The sequence below is a fragment of the Sphingomonas sp. genome (assembly GCF_024508665.1).
Taxonomy (GTDB): Bacteria; Pseudomonadota; Alphaproteobacteria; order Sphingomonadales; family Sphingomonadaceae; genus Sphingomonas.
Map to the genome: position 1 here is coordinate 743,125 of NZ_JANINP010000007.1, position 16,969 is coordinate 760,093.

A 16,969-nucleotide genomic window follows, 5' to 3' on the forward strand; every position below is an offset into this window, starting at 1 on the left:
CGATGCGGCTGCGCCCGATCCCGACGATCCTCTGCGTGGCGGTCGCCGCGGTGGCGGCGGCGTCGCTGACCGGCGTGCGGCAGGCGGCGCGGGCGGAAGCGGGCGTGGTTTCGAGCGGTAAAGCTGCCGGGCCGCGCTACGGCCTGTCGACGGTCGGGTTGAGCTATCCGTTTGCCGCCGCGATCGCCAAGGGATTCAGCGACGCCGCGGCGCGGGCCGGGGCGAGCGCGGTGGTGCTCGACGCCAAGGGCGACGTCCAGAAACAGGCCAACGATATCGACGATCTGATCGCCCAGCACGTTGCCGGGATCGCGGTGATGCCGCTCGACTCCGTCGTCGCGCAGGGCTGGGTGCGCCGTGCCAACGCGCAAAACGTGCCGATCGCGGCGGTCGCGGCGCTGGTCGGCGATCCCAAGACGCGATCGGTCGAGGACGTCTATCCGGGCCTCATCGCGCTCGCCTCGCAGGATGAAGTGGCGGCGGGACGCGCGGCGGGGAGCCTGGCGTTGCGCTGGCTGCCGCGCGGCCGGCCGGCGCGGATCGCGATCATCGAAGGGGCCGCCGGGTTCCCCGAGGTCGAGCAGCGCGCGCGGGGTTTCCGCGCGGCGCTCGATACGGCGGGGGCACGCTATGACGTCGTCGCATCGCAGCCCGGCAATTGGACCAGCGAGGGCGGCGAGGCGGCGTGCCAGAACATCCTCGCGGCGCATCCCGATATCGACCTGTTCTACAACGAGGCCGACGACATGATGATCGGCTGCGCGCGAGCGGTCCGCGCTGCCGGCTCCCCGGCGCGGATGATCGGAGTGGGCGGATCGAAGCTCGGCATCGCGTCGATCAAGGCTGGCGCGGTCGACGGCACCGTCTGCTTCAAGCCGGAAGCGCTCGGCGCCCTGGTGTTCGCCGCGCTCCATGACAAGAACGGCGCCGCGCCGCGCTTCCGCACCTATCCGATCCCCGCGGTCACGCGCGCGACGATCGGCGAATGCGTCGGGCAATGGTAGAAGCGCCGCTCCTCCAATTGCGCGGGCTCGAAAAGGTCTGGCCCAATGGCACCGCCGCGTTGCGCGGGGTCGATCTGACCGTGCATGCGGGCAGCGTCCATGGATTGCTTGGGGCGAACGGCGCCGGCAAATCGACCTTGATCAAGGTCCTTGCCGGAGCGATCCCGGCGAGCGGCGGCGATATTATTTGGCGCGGCGAGACGGCGCGCTGGACGAATCCGCGTGCCGCCCGCGCCGGCGGTATCGCGACGATCTACCAGCATATCCCGCTCGTCCCGACATTGTCGGTGCTCGAGAACATGCTGCTCGAACAGGCCGGCGGATGGCGCATCGACCGCGCCGCGCGCGATCGGGCCGCGGCGGTCGCGCGGTCGCTGGGCGATCCGTTCGATCTCGATGCCATCGTGGGCGATCTGCCCATCGGTACGCGCCAGATGGTTGCTATCGCCCAAGGACTGATGAGCGATCCTGCCTTGCTGATCATGGACGAGCCCACCGCCTCGCTGGCCGGGGACGAGCGCGAGCAAGTCTATCGCACCATCCGCCGCCTGGCCGGCGAGGGGCGGGCGGTGCTGTTCGTGTCGCATTTTCTCGACGAGATCGTCGCGCTGACCGACGAAGTCACCGTGCTGCGCGACGGCCGCGCTGTGCTTGGCGCGCGGACGGCGGATTTGAATGAAGCAGCGATCGCGGCGGCGATTGCCGGGCGCTCGGTCACCGCGCTCGAACGGGTCGAGCGGCAACCTCGGACAGGTGGCGCTTTACTCGACGTCCGTGACCTCGCCTCGCCCGGCAAGCTCAAGCCGGCACGTTTCTCGATCGCGGCTGGGGAGATCGTCGGCGTCGCCGGCATGCTCGGCTCCGGCCGCAGTGAATTGCTTCACGCGATCTTCGGTGCCGATCCCGTGGCGCGAGGCACAATCCTGCTCGGGGGCGATAGAACAGGCCGCGATCCCGCCGAAGCGGTGGCTGCGGGCATAGCCTTGGTGCCGGAGGATCGCGCCGCACAGGGATTCATTCCCGGCATGACGATCGCCGAGAATATCGCGCTGCCGCATGACGGCTGGCTGATCGCGCCGCGCCGCGAGCATGCTGTGGCGACGGCTGCGATCGACGATCTCGCGATCAAGGCGTCCGACGCCGACGCTTTGGTCGGTGAGCTGTCGGGCGGCAATGCGCAGAAAGTGGTGATCGCCAAATGGTTGACCCCGCGCACCCGCGTGCTGCTGCTCGATGAGCCGACCGCCGGGATCGATATCGGCGCACGCACCGATATCTTGCGGCTGGTCCGTCGCCTTGCCGATCGGGGATTGGCGGTATTGCTGGTCAGCTCCGAATTCGAGGAATTGCTGGCCGTCGCCGACCGCATCCTGGTGATGCGCGACGGCGCGATCGTCGCCGAGGTCGATCCTGCCACGATCGACGAGGCCGGGCTGATCCAGCTGGCCAGTGGAACCCAATCCAGAACGGAAATCGCCGCATGACCCGATCCATCGACTGGCGCCGGACCTTCGGATTGCGCGAGGCTGGCGTCTATTACGCGCTGCTGATCCTGCTCGTCTTGCTTGCGGCGATCGCGCACTCGCGCGGCCTGCCCAATTACCTGTCGCCGCAAAATCTCGGCAACATCGTCTACCAGGCGTCCTTGGTCGGGATCATGGGCGTGGCGATGACGGTGATGCTGATCACCGGCGCGTTCGACCTGTCGGTGGCCTCGGTTGCCGCGCTCGCCGCGGCAGTGTTGGTCGGCCTGGCGCCAAGCATCGGCTTCCCGATGGCGGCCGGCGCCGCGATCGTCACCGCCATCGCAATCGGCATCTTCAACGGCGCGGTGGTCCAGTTCGTCGGGATCAATGCCTTCATCGTCACGCTCGGCACGCTCACCGCGGTCAGGGGGCTGGTACTGGTGCTGACCGACGGACGCTCGCTGATGGTCGAACGCCCCGACGTGCTCCAGCAGATGCTGGCGTTCGAAAGCACCCGCGTGCCGATCTTCTGGGCGGCTCTGCTGTTCGCGGCAACGCTGTTGGCGCTCGCGGCATGGAAGAAGCGGCCGCTGGACGCGTTGGCGGGCATTGTCGTCGGCGCGTTGGCGCTGCTCGCGGGTCGCGATTTCACCGTCGCGGCGCCCGTCGTCTATCTCGCGCTGTTCACCATCGCCGTTTGGGCGGTCCTGCGCTTCACCGTCATAGGCCGGCGCATCTACGCGGTCGGCGGCAACGCCGAGGCGGCGCGGCTGTCGGGGATCAACGTCCACGCCTACAAGCTCGGCGCCTTCGTCCTGTCGAGCGCAGCGGCCGGGTTCGCCGGCGTGCTGTTCGGTTGCCGGTTGGGTGCGATCAACCCGACCGCGCTTCAGGGCACCGAGCTCACCGTGATCGCTGCCGCGATCCTGGGCGGCACGTCGCTGCTGGGCGGCGCGGGCAGCGTGCTCAAGACCGTCATCGGTGCCCTGCTGCTGTTCACCCTCACCAACGGGTTCAACGTGCTCGACCTCGGAGCGAGCTATCAGGGGCTGATCGAGGGCGCGGTGGTGATCGCCGCTGCGGCGATCTACACGGTCGGCGGCGATCGCCGACGGGCGCGCCGCGCTACGGTCGATACGGCACCCCAGGCGCCGGCCGTGGCGGAGGCGGGTTGATGACGAAGCTCCGCATCGCGGTTCGCCGCTTCGGACCGTTCGAAAGCGCGATCGCCGCGCAATTCGCCGATTTCACGCGCAGTCATGGCGTCGAAGCCGAGCTCGAAGCGGTGGCGATGGACCTCAACCCGCTGCACGAAAGCGCGATCGCTGAGCGCGGGCTCGCGACCGGCACATGGGACATCGCCTTCCTCAACACCGATTGGCTGGCCGAGGCGGTCGCCGACGGTCTGCTCGAGGATCTGACGCCGCACATGGCCCGCGCGCCGATCGCGGACTTCCCTAACGCCTGGAGCCCGTCGCTGACCGGGCTGCAGCGGTTCGATGGCGGCTTTTGGGCCATGCCCTATCACGATGGTCCGGAATGCCTGATCTATCGCAAGGACTTGATCGCCAAACCTCCGACAACGTGGGAGGAATTTCACGCCCTCGCGCGACAGCACCATGATCCCGCCAGCAGGCGCTACGGCACCGTGCTGGCGTTGTTCCCCGACGGCCACAACAGCTTCTACGATTTCTGCATCCACATCTGGTCGCGCGGCGGCGAAGTTTTCGATGCTGCGGGCCGACCCGATTTCATCTCGCCGGCCGCGCATGCCGCGCTCGACTTCCTGCGAACGCTGGCGACCGACCAACAGGCGATCGCGCCGGACTGCAGGTCGCTCGACAGCGTCCAATCGGGTGCCCTGTTCGCAGAGGGCAAGGTCGCGCTGATGGCGAACTGGTTCGGCTTCGCGGCCTATGCCGACACCGCCGCGGACAGCAAGGTGCGCGGGCTGGTCGATGTCGCACCGCTGCCGGCGGGGCCGGGCGGGCGCAGCGTGTCGCTCAATGTCTTCTGGGTGCTGGCGATCGGGGCGGGGTCGGCGAACAAGCAACTCGCCTGGGACTTCCTGCGCCATTGCGCGACGGCGCCAATGGATCGGCTGACCACGACCGAAGGCGCGATCGGGGTGCGGCGCTCGACCTGGATCGATCCCGACATCAATGCGCGCATGCCCTATTACCACAAGCTCGAATGGCTCCACGAACATGCCCGCGAGATGCCGCTGACGGCCGATCTGGCACGGATCAGCCATATCGTCGACGACCTGATGACCGCGGCGGTGACGACCGACCGCACGACCGCCGACCTGCTCGCCGATGCACAGGCGAGGGCGACGTCATGACCGCGCTCCAGCAGCAATGGCCGATTCCGTCGAAGCCGCGGCCGATCGTGATCATCGGTACCGGCGGCATCGTCGCCGACGCGCATTTGCCCGCCTATCGCAAGGCGGGATTCGAGGTCTCCGGCCTGTTCGATCTCGATCGGGGCCGCGCGCGGTCGCTCGCGGCGCGATGGGACGTGCCGCATGTTTTCGCTTCAATCGAGGAAGCGGCACGGGCGGACGCCGTGTTCGACGTCGCCGCGCCGCCGGTTGCGCACCGCGCGATCCTTGAGGCGCTGCCCAAAGGGGCGGCGGTGCTGTTGCAGAAGCCGATGGGGCTCGACCTCGCAGAAGCGACCGCCATCCGCGATACGGCGCAGGCGCGCGGGCTGACCGCCTCTGTCAATTTCCAACTGCGTTATTCGGCGATGATGCTCGCGATTGCCGATGCGATCCGCCAAGGCCGGCTGGGCGAACTCGTCGAGGTCGAGGTGCGCATCAACCTCGTCACCCCCTGGCATCTGTTCCCGCACCTCAAGCCCAATCCGCGGGTCGAGATCGTCAGCCATTCGATCCATTATCTCGACACGATCCGCGCGCTGATCGGCGATTCGCAAGGCGTGTTCGCGCGCAGCTTCGGTCATCCGTCGAGCGAATTGGCCGATACGCGGACGTCGATCCTGCTCGATTATGGCGACAGGCTCCGGGTGCTCCTGTCGATCAACCACCATCATGATTTCGGCCGCCGCCACCAGGAAGCGAGCTTCCGGGTCGAGGGTGCCGACGGCGCGGCGCAGGCCAAGCTGGGCGTGTTGCTCGACTATCCGGCCGGCGAAGCCGACGAACTCTGGCTGGCCCGGCGTGGCGGGCCCTGGGAGCAAGTCGCGCTTGCCGGCGCCTGGTTTCCCGACGCGTTCATCGGCCCGATGGCCAATCTCCAGCGTTTCGCCGCGGGCGAGGACACGGTGCTTGCCACGCGCGTCGATGACGCCTGGCGCACTATGGCGCTGGTAGAAGCCTGTTATAGCGCGGGCATCGTGCCCGGCACTCCAATCCCCCAACCTTGAGGACCCAGACGTTGATCGACCTGACCGGAAAGACCGCCCTCGTGACCGCCGCGGCACAAGGCATCGGCCGTGCCTCGGTCCTAGCGCTCGCCGCGGCTGGCGCGCGCGTCATTGCGACCGACGTCAACGAAGCGGGGCTGGAAGGTTTGGCCGGCGAGCGGATCGAGACGCGCCGGCTCGACGTGCTCGACCCCGAAGCAGTCGCGGCACTCGCCGGCGAGACGATCGACGTGCTGTTCAATTGCGCGGGCGTCGTTCATGGCGGAACGGTGCTCGAGACGAGCGACGCCGATCTCGATTTCGCATGGCGGCTCAATGTGGTCGCGATGACGCGGACCTGTCAGGCGGTTCTGCCGGGCATGGTCGAGCGCGGCGGGGGCGCGATCATCAACATGTCGTCGGTGGCGTCGAGCGTGAAGGGTGTGCCCAATCGCTTCGCCTATTCGGTGACGAAGGCGGCGGTGGTCGGGCTGACCAAGTCGATCGCCGCCGATTTCGTCGGCAGCAACATCCGCGTCACCGCCATCTGCCCGGGAACGGTAGAGACGCCGTCCTTGCAGGATCGCCTGTCCGCCGGCGGCGATTATGACGGCGCGCGCGCCGCCTTCATCGCGCGCCAGCCGATCGGCCGGATCGGTTCGCCCGAGGAGATCGCCGACCTCGTCGTCTATCTGGCGGGGGCGACCTACACGACCGGACAGGTGCAGATCATCGACGGCGGGTGGAGCATCTGAGGTTGAGTCCTTTCCCCTCCCTGTACTGAAGGGGGCCAAGGGGCAGATCAAGTCACCAGCCCGGCATCCGCGTCCCCCACGCCGCGGACGATCACGGCGTCCATCGCCACCGCGGCGGCATGGGGGTCGCGCGCTTCGATCGCGTCGACGATCCGTTCGTGCTTGCGCACTACCGTCTCGTGCTGGGCGAGATTGCGGACCGGCGAACTCAAGGTGAAGGACTCGACCAGAGCGGTCTCGATCACCGCCGACAGGGCGCGCATCAGCATGTTGCCCGACGCGGCCCCGATCGCGCGGTGGAACTCCAGGTCGGCTTCGGCGAACTGCCGCCGGCTGTCGGTCGCGGCGCGCATGTCGGCGATGCAGCGGCGCAGCTGAGCGATGACGTCGCGATCCGCATGCTCCGCGGCGAGCGCAGCCGCGCGCGGCTCGATCGCTCGCCGTATCTCGGCCAGGTCGTTGCTCAATTTCTCGTCGAAACCCTGCGCAACCTTCCACGACAGCACGTCGGCGTCGAACAGGTTCCAATGCGTCGCGTCGAGCACTTTGGTACCGACCCGCGACTTTGACGCGATCAGCCCCTTGGCGGTCAGTGTCTTCAGCGCCTCGCGCAGCACGGTGCGCGAGATTCCGAACCGCTCGAGCACATCGGCCTCGTGGGGCAGGCGCGTGCCCGGCGGATAGACGCCCGACATGATCTCGATGCCCAAGGCGCGGGCGACCTGGTCGTGGTTCGAGCGCGCCTTGCGGTTGAATTTGTGGAAGCTGATCTCGGCTTCCATCGGGCTTGCCGGCCTGTGCGAGGCGGCGCGGGCTCGACCCTGATAGGGCATCTCGCGGTCAGACATCGACCGAGGTCCGGAATGCGATAGCGCTTGTCCCCATGTTCTTCTTCCCCCGCCGACTATGACGCCGACGACGCATAAAGCAACCGCACGCGCCCCCGCCAAGCGACAATTCGTATGATTAATTTACTTGGTCCTCGGCGAGCGGGACGATAGCGTGATTCTCGCACGGCCGGATGCGCGGCTGGGATACGGGAGCAGGATGATGGAAAGCGCCAGGTTCGACCGCCGGGGCATTCTCGGCATGACGGCGGGCGCTGCCGGCGCGCTGGCGCTGCCCGCCTTCGCGCGCGCCACTACCGATCCGGTCGCCGACTATCGCACGCCGTACAAATATCCGAAGCTGATCCTGGGCGGTTCGGGCGTTTCCGGCGATTTCGACGCCAAATCCGTCGATTGTCCATTTGTCTTCTCAGCCAATGGCAAATTCTATCTGACCTATGTCGGGTTCGATGGGCAGGGCTATCAGACCGGGATCTGCGAATCGACCGACCTGCTGCACTGGACGCGCAAGGGTATTATCCTCGCGCGCGATCCCAACGACCCGGTCACTCGCTACAATGTTGCCTGCGCCTCGATCCTGCGCGAAAATGAACTCCAGTCGCCCGCGCGGCTGATCAAGGTCGGCGGGCGCTATCTCGCCGCCTGGCATGCTTATCCCGGCGCAGGATATGAGCAGGGCGCGGCGGTGATCGGGCTCGCCTGGAGCGACGACTTCCTTCACTGGCAACGCGGCCCGGTGATCCTGCGCCCGGAAGACGGCGCCGAATGGGAACGCGGCGGGCTCTACAAGCCCTATCTCATCAAGGAAGGCGACACCTTCTACCTCTACTACAATGCCAAGACCATGGGTACGCCGTGGTTCGAACAGACCGGTCTCGCCACGTCGAAGGACTTGAAGACCTGGACGCGCCACCCCGGCAACCCGCTGATCCGCAACGGCGCCAATGGCGCTCCCGACGCGCGCTTCGCGAGCGACCCGGTCGTGGTCAAGCATCGCGGCACGTGGGGCATGTTCTATTTCGGCCGCGCCAATGACGGCCCGTGCCGCGAACTGCTCGCGCTCGGACGCACGCCGACCAGCTTCGAGAAAGTCGACGAAGTGCTGATCGACATCGGCGCGCCGGGCTCGATCGACGAGAAATTCGCGCATAAACCCGCCGTGATCTATCACGAAGGCGCGCTCTATCACTTCTATTGCGCGGTCAGCGGCAAATGGCCCAACGACACGCGGGGCCTGGCGGTGGCGCGATCCAGGCCCTGGTAGATGATGCGCTCAGCGCAATCGAACGAACCGGGCGCTTCGCAGCAGGACGGGTCCGAGCAACCCGGATTCGAGCAGCGGCGAGTCCGCCGAATAATGCTTCCAGGTCGTGAAGGCGATCCGCTGGCCCGGCGGCTTGGGACGGCCTTGGCGATACCAATCGGGTAGCCGCTCGATCCCGCCATCCCAGCCGAATGCGTTGACCGTATAGGCATTCTCCGGCGGGAAATGTTCGTCTCCGATCAGGCGGTTGGGCCACAAATTGGTCACCTGGACTTCGAGCAGATTGTCGCCGGGCCGTACCGCGTCGGTTATGTCGATGCGATAGGGCGGCTTCCACAGCGCGCCCAGCGGCCTGCCGTTGACGGTGACGCGGGCGATCACCTCGACGCGCCCGAGATCGATGTACAAGCGCCGGTCGCTGCCCAAGGAGGACGCCGGAACCGCGAACCGCGTTCGCCAGGTCGCCGTGCCCGAAAAGTGCCGGATGCCGAAATCGGCATGGCGATGGAGCGATGTGAGGCGATCGAGCGTGACCTGGGCAGGTGCGCCGAGATCGGGCGGGAAGGAAACTTGCCACGGCCCGGCGAGACCGACCGGCGGAGCGATCGCGCCGGCGTCGATCTGGCGATCGCCGAGGCTGTGGCGCCCGGTTTCCCAGATCAAAAGGCCGCCCGATACGATTTCGCTCGCCGGCGGTGCGGCGGGGGCGGGGAGCTGCCCGGCGGCGAGGCGGCTGATCGCGGCTGGGTCGAGCACTTCGCGATGCAGCGTCACCCCGGCACTGTCTCCCTCGAATAATCGCGGCTGATTGATCGTCACGTTGAGCAGCGCGTGGAGGTGAGCGTTGCTTGGCACCCCGGCGGCGATAGGCTTCCCGTCGAGGAACAATGCGGTCCGACCGTTATCGGCGGTCAATGCCAGGTGGGTCCATCCCGCGATCGGCGTCGGAGCAGCGAGCACCGCGCGATAGCTGTCGCCCTCATTGGCATAAACGATGACGCCGTTGCGGCCCGCCGAGATAGCAAGAGTGGCATGACCCGCACCATAGATCGTCTTGCCGGCGGGAGGATCGATGAGGAAACTGGCACCGGCAATTCCCAGCGTCTCCACGCTCCCGCCACGGGCGAGTGCTGTGGCGCGTGCCGCCGCCATACGGGGTTCGGGATCGGGCACGGCCATGTCGGGGCTGATCGGCCACAGCTCGACTTCGGGCTTGATCCAGGCCGAGACGCTGAAACGTCCCTCGGCTTCTTCGCGCGGGGCAATGGGATAGGCCGCCGTTCGCAGCAATTCCGCTGCCGGTCCGCGCAGCGCTGCCGCACCGGGCGCTGCGATCGGCTTGCGGAATATGACGAAGCACGAACCTGCCTCGTCGAGACGGAGCGCGACGCGAGTGAGGCCGCCCGCATCTTGATATACCGGAAGCGGGTAGGTCTCCCCGGTCATCGGGTCCCAGCATTCGGGCTGGCGGCCGGAGACGCGAAAGGTCGCGACCAGCTCTTCAGGGCGCCGGCGCGCGTTGGAGATGAAATAGATTTCCGCGTCGGCGGTGCGGCGATGGATCCAATGGATCTTGGCGTCGCTCGCGCGTGCCGAGATCGCAACGTCCGCCGCGAGTCCGGCCTCGGCCAGCACCCGTTCGAGCGGCAAGCCCCAAAAGACGCGCCCCTTGCCGCATGCGCGCGACGTTCGCGCCTTGCCGTCCAGATCGCCCCACAGCCCGCTTGCCAGCCGCTTCACTTCGGCGTCGCTGTCGGGATAGTCGCGCAGGCCGTGCGAGCGTTCCACGGGCGCGCCGACCAGCCACATGCCCGCGCGGACCAGCTCGTCGATCCGGGCCAAGGTCTCGCGCGTGATGCGCGGATCGTCGGGCATCACCAGCAACCGGTACCGCATGCTGTCGGGCAGCACGATATGATTGCCTTCGACCCGAGCGCGCTCGTGCAGCACGTCGGCGCCACAGACGTCATAATCATATCCCGGCGGCACCGAATGCGGCAGCCGCGGCCGCGGGCCGGACAGGGTCGCGGCGATCGGCTCCTCGATATCGACCGGGCATTGCACCGGCGAATTCTCGCCCGTGAAGAACAGGAGGTCGGCGGCGAAATTGCCCGAGGACAGCATGTGCTGGCAGCGCGTGGCATAGCTCAGCCACGGTCCGGCTTCCTCGAACCACGTATTGGTGCGGTCGAAATGGAATCCCCAAGGCCCCATCGTCATGCCCGGCCGCGCAGTGGGGTGCGGCTGCTGGGCGTAGCGATGGAACACGAAATGGTTGAGCCCGAGCGAGTACATCTCGTCGCCCAGGCCCTTCATCGCATAGGGATGCTCCTGCCAGCGCGATTGTGCCGGGCGGCCGGTGAAGGATTCCGCGCCGACAAAGGTCTTGCCCTGGACATGTGCGGTGGTCGCCGCGACCTTGACCGAATAAGCGGCGGCGCCCCCGCGCACCCAGAATTCGCCCATCAGACTGTCGACCTTCGCGCCGGGACGCTGGTCGTCGAACGGTCCGTTGCCATAGGGCTCGGTGAAGGAAAGCAACCCGTGCTGGCGGCAAAGATCGTGGAAACGGCCGTAATAAAGCTCTTCCATCAGGATCGCCTGAAGTCGGCGCATGTCCCAAAGAAACCGCTCGGTCCTCTCGGGATCGCCGACCACCCGCCCGGTCAAAGCAGGCATGTATCGCGTCAGGTCATAGCCGCGGCGCGCTTCGAACTCGCGCGGCATGGCCGCGGTCCAGTTCTGCATGCCGACTTCGTAACTGTCGATCAGCACGCCCGCGAGCTGGCGCTCGCCGAGCCGTTCGAGCGCGGGGAGCAATTCGCGGAAATAGGTGTCGAAATGGAAGTCGAGCGCGTCGGCGCTGAATTTGTCGCATTCCAGCCCGATGCCCGCGGTCGCGGCCGATACGTTGCGCGCGCCGGTCGGTGTGTGGCCGAAGCGCAGGATGGTCCAGGCGCCCTTGGGGGGCGTCCAGCGCAGCCGACCATCGGCATCCATGAAGCGGCTGATGTCGATCACTTGCGCCGGATCGATCGTGGCGGCGGGCGCAGGGGCGTCGGGCGTCTCGCCGATATTGGCATAGCGGCCCCAGCCGCCCTTGGCGCCAAGGTCGGTGACGCGCGGATCGGCCGATAGCCGCAGTTCCGACAGGCGACACGCAGCTGGTACGCCAATACGGTAAAAGCGCGCCGTGGTCTCGGTGAAATTGGCGACGATCGGTGGCGTGGTGTGGACGCGCCATGTCGGTACCGGCGCCTGGGCGAGCCGGCGCCAGGTCGATCCGTCGTCCGACGCCTCGATCGTGAAGGCGGCCGAAGGGGAAAAGTTGGCATTGTCCTCCGGTGGCGCCGCCTGCAGCAGAAGCGAACCGGCGCGATACGGCGCGGCGAATTCCAGCACGATCTCGGACGGCGAGTCCCCAGGTTTTATGTCGAGCGCGGTCGAATCGTCGCCGTCGGTGATCAGCCGGACGTCGGCGGGCGCGCCGTTCAACGTGGCACGGACGATCTGGCCGCGCGCGGCGGCGCGATCGCCCGGGAGCGCGGGATAGGCGATCACCATCGCGTCGCGATAATATTCGAGCCGGGAGAAGGGACGCGGCAGCACGCGGTCGACCGCGGCGCCATCCTCGACCGTCAGTTCGCTCCACACGAGTTGCTGCATTCCGCGCTCGGGTGTGATCCATGGACCACCGCTCGACGACCAGCCCGGGCAATTGTGCAGCACGAGCGTCAGGCCCAACCGGCCGCATTCGTCGGCGGCGTGGCGGATCATCGTCACCCACTCGTCGCTCAGTGTCGTGGCCGGGCCTTGCGGGATGCCGCAGCCGACATCGAACATGTGCACGCCACCGACTCCGACGCGAGCAAGCGCCTCGAGGTCGAGCGTGATTCCCTTGGCGGTGACGTTGCCGTTCATCCAATGCCACCAGGTGTGCGGGCGCGCATCGGGTCCCGGCGAGCGGAACTGGTCGAGCAGCATATCGCCGGTCGCCGCCTCGCTCGTGTCCGGCCAGTTCAACGCGACCGCGAAGCTTCCTGCAGCGGCGCCCGCCAGGAACTCCCGACGTCCGATTCCCATAATCCTCTCCCGCCCATCGCTGGCGCTAGGTTGCTGCGATAATGTAATATGATACGATAATAAAGCTTGATCGGCGCGGGCGCGCTGATTTAAGCCATGAGCCATGGCGACGCGCATCAGCCGCGCGCATTTTGACCGGGAGAGAGCGATGGGCAGGCTGATCAGGAGCGTCGCGCGTGGAGCGGCGGCATGTGCCGCACTGGCTTTGGCGGCCTCGTCGGCGTCGGCCGAAATTCCGGGCTATCAGGCGAAGCTCGCCACCAAATTGGCCAATGTCAAAGCGGGGATCGCGAAGGGGCCGTTCAAGTCCGACTGGGATTCGCTCCGCGCCGGCTATCGCACGCCCGATTGGTTCCGCGACGCCAAGTTCGGCATCTTCATCCATTGGGGAGTCTATTCGGTCCCAGCCTTCGCCAACGAATGGTATTCGCGCAACATGTACGTGCCGGGCAACGCCGCCTACGAGCACCAGGTCGCGACTTACGGCCCGCAATCGAAGTTCGGCTACAAGGACTTCATCCCGATGTTCAAGGCGGAGAAGTTCGATCCCGCCGCCTGGGTCCAGCTCTTCTCCGACGCCGGGGCGCGCTATGTCGTCCCGGTCGCCGAGCATTGCGACGGCTTTGCCATGTACAAGTCCGATCTGACCGAATGGGATGCCGCCGAGATGGGGCCGCATCGTGACGTGGTCGGGCTGATCGCTAGGGCGGCGCGGGCGCGCGGCATGCATTTCGGCCTGTCGTCGCACCGTGCCGAGCATTGGTGGTGGTATTATATGGGCCGCACGTTCGATTCCGACGTCAACGATCCGAAGAATGCCGGGCTCTACGGTCCTGCCGCGCCGATGGGGCTGCCCGCCGACGGTCCGACCAACTGGCCCGACGGCAACCAGCTCCAGGAATGGCTGCCGCCGAGCAAGGCGTTCATGGACGACTGGATGGGGCGCACGTCGGAGCTGATCGACAAATATCATCCCGAGCTGATCTATTTCGACTGGTGGACCGCCGCCCCGATGTTTGAAACGCGGATGCGCGACACCGCGGCTTATTATTACAATCGCAGCGCGAGCTGGGGGGCGCCGGGGATCATCGCCTATAAAGGCGGCCAGTTCGCCGAGGGCAGCGCCATGTTCGACATGGAGCGCGGCAAGACCGACCAGCTCCGGCTGACGCCCTGGCAATCGGACACGTCGGTCAGCCTCAAGAGCTGGGGCTATGCGAAGAACGACACGTATCGCACCCCGCAATCCTTGATCGCCGACCTGATCGACATCGTCAGCAAGAACGGCAATCTGCTGCTCAATGTCGGGCCGAAGTCGGACGGCACGATCCCCGACGAGATCGTCTCGGTCCTCAAGGGGATGGGCAGCTGGCTCAGAGTCAATGGCGAGGCGATCTACGGCACGCGGCCGTTCAAATATTTCGGCGAAGGCCCGACCAAGTCGGGCCAGACCCGCGTCGGCGGTCAGGTCGAGCAATCGGCGATCAAGGGCTTCACGCCGGCCGACATCCGCTTCACCACCAAGGGCAATGTTGTCTACGCGCTTGGCTTGGCACGGCCCAAGGACGGCGCGGTGCTGATCAAGACGCTCTATGCCGGCACGCCCTATCTCGATGCGCCGATCAAGAGCATCGAATTGCTCGATGGCGGCAAGATCAGCTGGCAGCAGACGCCGCAGGGGTTGAAGGTCAGCCTGCCTCCGGCGGCGGATGGGTCCTTCCCCTACGCGCTACGAATCCGGACGCATTGATCTCTCATTGAACGGCCGCCGGCACGGGGCCGGCCGCCATGAGCCACAACGATGGGCATCGGGGGTTGTGATGGGAAAGCAGGGCCGACTGGTAGGCTGGAGCCGTTGGGCGGCGATCGCCACGGCATTGCTCGGCGCGAGCGCGGTGGGTGCGCAGTCGGATGCGCCGGCGCTGCAGCCTTTCACCGTCGACCACGAGGTCCGGGTCGATTCCGCCGCCGATGCGCGCTTCGTTCACGACGGTCCGGCCGGCAGCCAAGGCTTCATCCGCGTCCAGGACGGCCATCTCTATCGCGGCGACGGCAAGCGTTTCCGCTGCTGGGGCTTCAACATGACCGGGTTCGCCAAGGGTTCGGCGGAATTGCCCGACCATAAGGCGGCGGAAACCTATGCGGCAGCGCTTGCCCGGCTCGGGGTCAATTGCGTTCGCCTCCATTTCCTCGACCGCCCCGATACCGCGCTGCCGCTGCGCAACGAAGGTGCTGCTATCTCGCCCCAGGCGGGGCCCTTCACCCACGCGCCGCGCGGACTGATCCGCGGCGACCTGCCCGACAGTCAGCATTTCAATCCCGACCAGCTCGACCGGCTCGATTACTGGATCGCCCAGCTCAAGAAGAACGGCATCTATGCCGACTTCAACCTCAATGTCGGGCGGGTGTTCAAATCCGGCGATAACGTCCCTGATGTCGACCTGATCAACAATGCCAAGGCGTTCACCTATTTCGGGCCCGAGCTGGTCGCGCTGCAAAAGGATTACGCCAGGCAGCTGCTCGGCCATCGCAACGCCTATACCGGGTTGCGCTATGCCGACGATCCGGCGGTGGCGCTGGTCGAGGTGGTGAACGAGAATTCGCTGCTCGAATTCTGGGCGCGCAACTGGCTGCGCGGCGAACGGACGAAGGACGGACCCAACTACCAGCTCGACATGACGCCGCATTACGAGGCGCTGCTGGTCAGGATGTACAACGACTGGCTAGCGAAGAACCGCACGCCCGCTCAGGTCGCCGAACTGCACCGCTTGGCGGGCGTTGGCGACGGCCAACCGGTGCCGTTCATGCGCCGCGGCGACCATCCCGATGCGCCGCGGCTGCGGCTCGATGCCGAGATCGCGTTCCTGACCTCGGTCGAAATCGGCTTCCACGCCGAGATGAAGCGGTTTCTGAAGGACGAGGTCGGGGTGAAGGTGCCGATCATCCCGATGGCCGACCACACCTATTTCATGGCCAACCAGCCGCTGCTGCGGACGCTGATCAAGTCCGACATCGTCGATGCGCACGTTTATTGGCAGCACCCGGCAATCTACGGTCAACGCAACGAGCCGATGGTCAATTCACCCGAGCTCTCCACCATCCTCAAGCTGGCGCGCAGCGCGGTCGCGGGCAAACCGTTCACGGTCAGCGAGGTCAACGAGCCGTTCCCGACCGATTACGGCGCGGAGATGATCCCGATCCTGGCCTCCTATGCGTCGCTGCAGGATTGGGACGCGGTATTCTTCTACACGTTCGAGACCAAGGTCGCGGGCGAGTGGACCCCGATGATCACCGACCATTTCGACATGACGCTCGATCCGGTGAAGATGGCGCAGATGCCGGTCGGCGCGATGATCTTCCTGCGCGGCGACGTGTCGGCGGCGAAGACGATGCTGACGCGCTCCTATTCGACCGATCAGATCAGCGAAGCGGCGCGGCTGCCGCGCGCGGCGATGCCCTATTACACGCCCGGCTTCGATGTGCGCATTCCGCTCGTCCACGGCTCGCGCGTGTCATGCCTCGACTGCAAGCCGAGCCTTCCGGCGCCGCTCGGGCCGATGAACCCGATCGTCTCGGACACCGGCGAGCTCAGCTGGCTGACCGACGGCGGCAAGAACGGTCTGGTCAGCGTCGACAGCCCGCGCAGCCAGGCCTTGGTCGGCTTCATTTCGGCCAACAAGGTCGAGACGCGCAACCTGTCGGCGCAGATCCGCAACAGGTTCGCGGTGATCACGCTCTCCTCGCTCGACGGCAAGCCGCTCGATTTGTCCAATCGCATCCTGATGACGACGACCGGGCGCGAGGAGAATACGGGCCAGAAATGGGACGAGCGCGGGTCGAACCTGACCGTTTGGGGCACCGCCCCGACCTTGATCGAGCCGATCACCGGCTGGGTAACGCTCAAGGGACTGGAAGGCGCGGTCGGCGTGTTCGCCCAGCCGCTCGACGGGTCCGCGCGGCCGATCGGCAAGGAGATCGCCGGCAAGATGATCGAACCCGGCTGGGAGATCCCGGTCGGCAGCCCGGCGACGACGAGCTATCTGATCCGCGTCGAACGGTGATCGCGTCGAAAGTACCGACACTTCCGTCAACGTCATGCCGGACTTGTTCCGGCATCCAACGAGCAACAACGGAGGGATTCCGTTTGGGAGGGTTGGACCCCGGCACAGGGCCGGGGTGA

At 66.5% G+C, this 16,969-nt stretch carries 11 protein-coding genes; 9 read left to right on the plus strand and 2 right to left on the minus strand.

Annotated features, from left to right (window positions below):
* The first annotated feature begins 2 nt into the window (after window positions 1–2).
* Genes Q0L25_RS18760 through Q0L25_RS18785 form a run of 6 tightly spaced genes read left to right on the plus strand, consistent with a single transcriptional unit; the run spans window position 3 to window position 6,594 of the window.
* The gene (locus tag Q0L25_RS18760; protein ID WP_296616932.1) at window positions 3–1,004 is read left to right on the plus strand and encodes a sugar ABC transporter substrate-binding protein; all 1,002 of its coding nucleotides are present in this window, start codon (window positions 3–5) and stop codon (window positions 1,002–1,004) included.
* Window positions 986–2,488, plus strand: a complete 1,503-nt coding sequence (locus Q0L25_RS18765) for a sugar ABC transporter ATP-binding protein (RefSeq protein ID WP_296616934.1) — start codon at window positions 986–988, stop codon at window positions 2,486–2,488. The genes Q0L25_RS18760 and Q0L25_RS18765 overlap by 19 nt, the downstream gene beginning before the upstream one ends.
* Complete coding sequence (locus Q0L25_RS18770; RefSeq protein ID WP_296616936.1) at window positions 2,485–3,645, plus strand: ABC transporter permease; 1,161 nt, start codon at window positions 2,485–2,487, stop codon at window positions 3,643–3,645. The genes Q0L25_RS18765 and Q0L25_RS18770 overlap by 4 nt, the downstream gene beginning before the upstream one ends.
* Complete coding sequence (locus tag Q0L25_RS18775; protein ID WP_296616937.1) at window positions 3,645–4,814, plus strand: extracellular solute-binding protein; 1,170 nt, start codon at window positions 3,645–3,647, stop codon at window positions 4,812–4,814. The genes Q0L25_RS18770 and Q0L25_RS18775 overlap by 1 nt, the downstream gene beginning before the upstream one ends.
* Entirely contained in the window at window positions 4,811–5,860 is a 1,050-nt protein-coding gene (locus Q0L25_RS18780) for a Gfo/Idh/MocA family oxidoreductase (protein WP_296616938.1), read from the plus strand. Before Q0L25_RS18775 ends, Q0L25_RS18780 begins: the two co-directional genes overlap by 4 nt.
* 11 nt (window positions 5,861–5,871) lie before the next feature.
* Window positions 5,872–6,594 carry an SDR family oxidoreductase gene (locus Q0L25_RS18785; RefSeq protein WP_296616940.1) on the plus strand — a complete coding sequence of 241 codons (723 nt, stop codon included), beginning with the start codon at window positions 5,872–5,874 and terminating at the stop codon, window positions 6,592–6,594.
* A 47-nt stretch (window positions 6,595–6,641) separates the two neighbouring features.
* Here the strand turns inward: Q0L25_RS18785 and Q0L25_RS18790 are convergent, their stop codons facing one another.
* Window positions 6,642–7,442, minus strand: coding sequence for a FadR/GntR family transcriptional regulator (locus tag Q0L25_RS18790; RefSeq protein WP_296616942.1), 801 nt, complete (start codon window positions 7,440–7,442; stop codon window positions 6,642–6,644).
* A gap of 202 nt (window positions 7,443–7,644) precedes the next feature.
* Here Q0L25_RS18790 and Q0L25_RS18795 point away from each other — a divergent pair, with 202 nt between their 5' ends.
* Window positions 7,645–8,706, plus strand: coding sequence for a hypothetical protein (locus Q0L25_RS18795; RefSeq protein ID WP_296616943.1), 1,062 nt, complete (start codon window positions 7,645–7,647; stop codon window positions 8,704–8,706).
* A gap of 9 nt (window positions 8,707–8,715) precedes the next feature.
* Here Q0L25_RS18795 and Q0L25_RS18800 read toward each other — a convergent pair whose 3' ends face one another.
* Window positions 8,716–12,789, minus strand: a complete 4,074-nt coding sequence (locus Q0L25_RS18800) for a glycosyl hydrolase (RefSeq protein WP_296616945.1) — start codon at window positions 12,787–12,789, stop codon at window positions 8,716–8,718.
* 148 nt (window positions 12,790–12,937) lie between these two features.
* Between Q0L25_RS18800 and Q0L25_RS18805 the strand changes: the two genes are divergently transcribed.
* Window positions 12,938–14,539: an alpha-L-fucosidase gene (locus Q0L25_RS18805; protein WP_296616946.1), complete on the plus strand. Its 1,602-nt coding sequence runs from the start codon at window positions 12,938–12,940 to the stop codon at window positions 14,537–14,539.
* A 70-nt stretch (window positions 14,540–14,609) separates the two neighbouring features.
* A complete protein-coding gene (locus tag Q0L25_RS18810) occupies window positions 14,610–16,850 on the plus strand; it encodes a hypothetical protein (protein WP_296616948.1) in 2,241 nt (746 codons plus the stop codon).
* Window positions 16,851–16,969 lie beyond the last annotated feature (119 nt).